At 63.2% G+C, this 4,123-nt stretch carries 3 protein-coding genes and 1 rRNA gene; 1 reads left to right on the top strand and 3 read right to left on the bottom strand.

Translation table 11 applies throughout. The annotated features are described in order from the left end of the window. From GCT19_RS41165 to GCT19_RS41155, 3 genes are all read right to left on the bottom strand, one after another. Nucleotides 1-235, bottom strand: a 16S ribosomal RNA gene (locus tag GCT19_RS41165); the annotation flags it as partial. 353 nt (nucleotides 236-588) lie between these two features. Further along, nucleotides 589-1,869: an SGNH/GDSL hydrolase family protein gene (locus GCT19_RS41160; RefSeq protein ID WP_152855025.1), complete on the bottom strand. Its 1,281-nt coding sequence runs from the start codon at nucleotides 1,867-1,869 to the stop codon at nucleotides 589-591. Nucleotides 1,870-1,954: 85 nt separating this feature from the next. Further along, nucleotides 1,955-3,577 carry an NAD(P)/FAD-dependent oxidoreductase gene (locus GCT19_RS41155; RefSeq protein ID WP_018438265.1) on the bottom strand — a complete coding sequence of 541 codons (1,623 nt, stop codon included), beginning with the start codon at nucleotides 3,575-3,577 and terminating at the stop codon, nucleotides 1,955-1,957. Nucleotides 3,578-3,825: 248 nt separating this feature from the next. Here GCT19_RS41155 and GCT19_RS41150 point away from each other — a divergent pair. Continuing rightward, nucleotides 3,826-4,123: Phenylacetic acid catabolic protein (locus GCT19_RS41150; protein WP_193727433.1), on the top strand; the 298-nt coding region annotated here is incomplete at its 3' end.

Here is a 4,123-nt window from a genome sequence, read left to right as displayed (position 1 = left end):
CCATCGGCCGCCCCTTGAGCGCGAGGTCCCGAAAGATCCCCCGCTTTCCTCCACAGAGCGTATGCGGTATTAATCCGGCTTTCGCCGGGCTATCCCCCACTCCAGGACACGTTCCGATGTATTACTCACCCGTTCGCCACTCGCCACCAGACCGAAGTCCGTGCTGCCGTTCGACTTGCATGTGTAAGGCATGCCGCCAGCGTTCAATCTGAGCCAGGATCAAACTCTTCAGTTCAAACCTGTTACTGTTTTCGGTTTCGTTAGAAACCGGTCGCTCACTCAACGTACTGACGATGATTGATCCGTCTTTCGACAGATAAACCTTCCTCTAATACTGTGTGAGGCTTCTGATACTTTTGCCTTGCGGCAGACTCCGGAGAATCCGCCGCCGCATTCCGCATCAAGCGCCCACACTTATCGGCTGTTAGTTTTTAAAGATCGATCCGCGAAACCCGCAGCGCCTGAACTACCACTACCCGGCACCGCTTCGTTTGCGTCGCTGCGTCTGCAGCAGAGAAACGAGATTATGGAGACTCTTTCGCGCCTCGTCAACACCCATTTTTCACTTTCGCCTAAAAAAGTTGTGACTCACTTCCGGGCCGCGCTCACTAGGGCCTCAACCGAAACAGCATCGGCCATAGCCGCGTAGCCCGCGTCGCTCGGATGGATGTGATCGCCGCTATCGAAAACGCGCTGCAAACGCTCCGGCTGCGCTCGGTCGCGCAACGCCGCGTCGAAATCGACGACGCCGTCGAATGCGCGGCTGGTCCTGATCCACTGATTAACCGCGAGTCGGATATTTTCCCGCTCCGGCGGCAGCGACGCCGGCGTCAGCGTCGCGCCGAACACCTTGACACCGTTGCGTCGCGCGGCCGCGATCACTCGCTGGTAACCGGCGATCAGATCGGCAGCCGTGACGGACGTATGAGGAAAGTCACAGTCGAGACCGCCATGAGGCGGCATTGCCGCAAAGTTGATGTCGTTGATGCCAATCAGCAGGACCGCCGCCTTGACGCCCGGACGTTGCAAAACGTCCCGCTCGAAGCGGCTCGCAAGCGCGTCGCCATAACAAGGCGAGTCGCTAAGAAGCCGGTTGCCGCTGATGCCGAGATTCACGATCGCGGTCGACGGCGCCCCGCTCGCCGCCATTCGTCGAGCCAGCGCATCCGGCCAGCGACGGTTCTGATTCAGGCTGGAGCGCATGCCGTCGGTGATCGAGTCGCCGATCGCGGCCACGGCAACCGACGATGCCGCCGCATCCAGCGACAAGCCGGTGACCCACACATATTGCGTGAAGCGGCCGCGAAATGCTGCAGCGGACGCGTCGGCGGTGTGATTGCCCGGCTCCGACACGTAATTCACCTGATTCGACACGCGGTGCCACGCGACGATCCGCTGCTCCGGTCCCATGAACGCACTGATCGCATACGGCGCCCCCTCGACGACGTCGAGCACGATCGGATCGCTGTCCAACTCGCCGCCGGGCGGAATGCTGACCGCGCCCTTACCAGCGAACGTCACTCGACTGCCGCCCCTCTCGACCACAGATGCGCCGCCAGCCGAGCGCGCGATGCGCAGTTCGTCGATGACGAGAGGTGTCTTGCCGTATGCGTTGCTCAGATGAATTCGCGCCGTCTTCCCCGACAACGTCGGATACACGATCTGCCGAACGGTTCGCCCGGCGACGTCCGGCGCGCGATACAGCGGTGGCAATTCGGCCCGCTTGGGAATCGGTTGCAGCGCGGTCGCCCACACGGCAACCCAATGCTCGGGCGCTTCGGCAGCGAACGCACTCGAGGAAACGGCAAACGGAGCAATTTGGGCAAGCAGCGCCGCGCCGCATGCGGCAGCCAGGGTGCGAATGGTCATTCGGAGGATCGGTTCGAGGCGAAACGGGCATTGTGCCCGAACGACGCAGCAATCGCCGGTGCCCGACGGCTGCGCCCGCTCGGGCTCACGCCGTTTGCTGACTCATTATCTTCAGCGCGACGGCTTCGGCGACCTCGATCCCGTCGATTGCCGCCGAGTAGATCCCACCTGCATATCCCGCACCTTCGCCGGCGGGATACAGCCCCTTGACATTGACGCTCTGAAAATCGTCCCCGCGACGAACGCGTACCGGCGACGACGTTCGCGTTTCAACACCGGTCAGCACCGCATCATGCATCGCGAAACCGGCGATTTTCTTTTCCATCTGCGGCAGCGCTTCGCGAATCGCCTCGATCGCGTAGTCGGGCAGTGCAGTGCTGAGATCGGTTGGCCGCACGCCGGGCTTATACGACGGCACGACTGAGCCGAGCGACGTGGACGGCCGCCCCGCGATGAAATCGCCGACGAGTTGCCCCGGCGCCATATAGTTCCCGCCACCGAGTTCGAACGCCCGCTCCTCCCACTTGCGCTGGAACGCAATGCCGGCGAGCGGATCGCCCGGGTAGTCGTCTGGCGTAATGCCGACCACGATGCCCGCATTCGCGTTGCGCTCCGCGCGCGAGTACTGGCTCATGCCGTTCGTGACGACGCGCCCCGGCTCCGACGTGGCCGCCACCACGGTGCCGCCGGGACACATGCAAAAGCTATAGACCGCGCGCCCGTTGCTGCAGTGGTGGACCACCTTATAGTCGGCTGCGCCGAGCTGTTTGTGACCGGCAAATTTCCCGAACCGGCTGCGATCGATCACCCCTTGCGGATGCTCGATCCGAAACCCGAGCGAAAACGGCTTCGCCTCGACATGAACGCCGCGGTCGTACAGCATCTGGAAGGTATCGCGCGCGCTATGGCCGACCGCCAGCACCACGTGGTCGCTGCGCAGCGTCTCGCCGGTCGACAGCTTCAGCCCGCGCACCTGACCGTTGTCGATTTCGATGTCCTCGACACGCGTCTCGAAGCGCACTTCGCCGCCCAGCTCGTGGATGCTCGCGCGCATCTTTTCGACCATGCTGACGAGGCGAAACGTGCCGATATGCGGCCGGCTCAGGTACAGGATGTCCTCCGGCGCACCGGCCCGCACGAATTCGTCGAGCACCTTGCGGCCGTAGTGTTTCGGGTCCTTGATCTGGCTGTAGAGCTTGCCGTCCGAAAAGGTGCCGGCGCCACCTTCGCCGAACTGCACGTTCGACTCCGGATTCAGCACCGATTTGCGCCACAGGCCGAACGTGTCCTTGGTGCGCTCGCGCACGGCCTTGCCGCGCTCGAGGATGATCGGCCGGAAGCCCATTTGCGCGAGGATCAGTCCCGCGAACAGACCGCACGGTCCCATGCCGATCACGACCGGACGCGGCGTGCTCAGTTGCGCGGGCGCTTTGGCGACGAACTTGTAGCTCATGTCGGGCGTCACGCCGCAATGCGGCACATCGGCGAGCCGTTTCAGCGCGGCCGCTTCATCCTTGACCTCGACATCGACGATGTAGGTGAGCTTGATGTCGGCGCGCTTGCGCGCGTCGTGCGCGCGGCGAAACACGGTGTATCGGATGAGCCCGTCCCGCGCGACGCCGAGGTCCGCGAGGCGCGCACGGATGGCGGCTTCGAGGGCGCTTTCGGGGTGATCGAGCGGGAGTTTGATTTCGCTTAGACGTAACATGAGTACCGGAGATGCAAGTGGGCCGCAAATCGCGGCCAATTCGCAATTTTACCGGTAAGTGTCGGGGCGGGGTGACGTCCGGTCAGGAGCGGCAGGCACATCTAAACCGCGGCAAACCCGCCGGCCCGCTTCAACGCCCCTGAATGGCGCTATCAAAGCCAATACCCATCTACAAAAAATTTATTAACCGACCGGTCGGTTGGTTTATACTACGCCGACACAGACCACTCCTCCAGAGAGCGTCCCTCATGTACACCCAATCCCTCGATATCCCCGGCAACGTCGCCCCGCTGGACGCGGACGCGAATTCGCCCGAACAGGCGCGCTTCGACGCGGTCATGGCCGCCGACGGCAAGATCGAGCCGCAGGACTGGATGCCCGACGCGTACCGCAAGACGCTGGTGCGGCAGATCTCGCAGCACGCGCACTCGGAGATCGTCGGCATGCTGCCCGAGGGCAACTGGATCACGCGCGCGCCGAGCCTGAAGCGCAAGGCGATCCTGATCGCCAAGGTGCAGGACGAGGCCGGCCACGGGCTCTACCTGT

It is taken from the genome of Paraburkholderia atlantica (assembly GCF_009362785.1).
Taxonomy (GTDB): Bacteria; Pseudomonadota; Gammaproteobacteria; order Burkholderiales; family Burkholderiaceae; genus Paraburkholderia; species Paraburkholderia atlantica.
The sequence above is the reverse complement of the archived record's forward strand: the minus strand, read 5'-3'. Positions and strand labels throughout refer to the sequence as shown.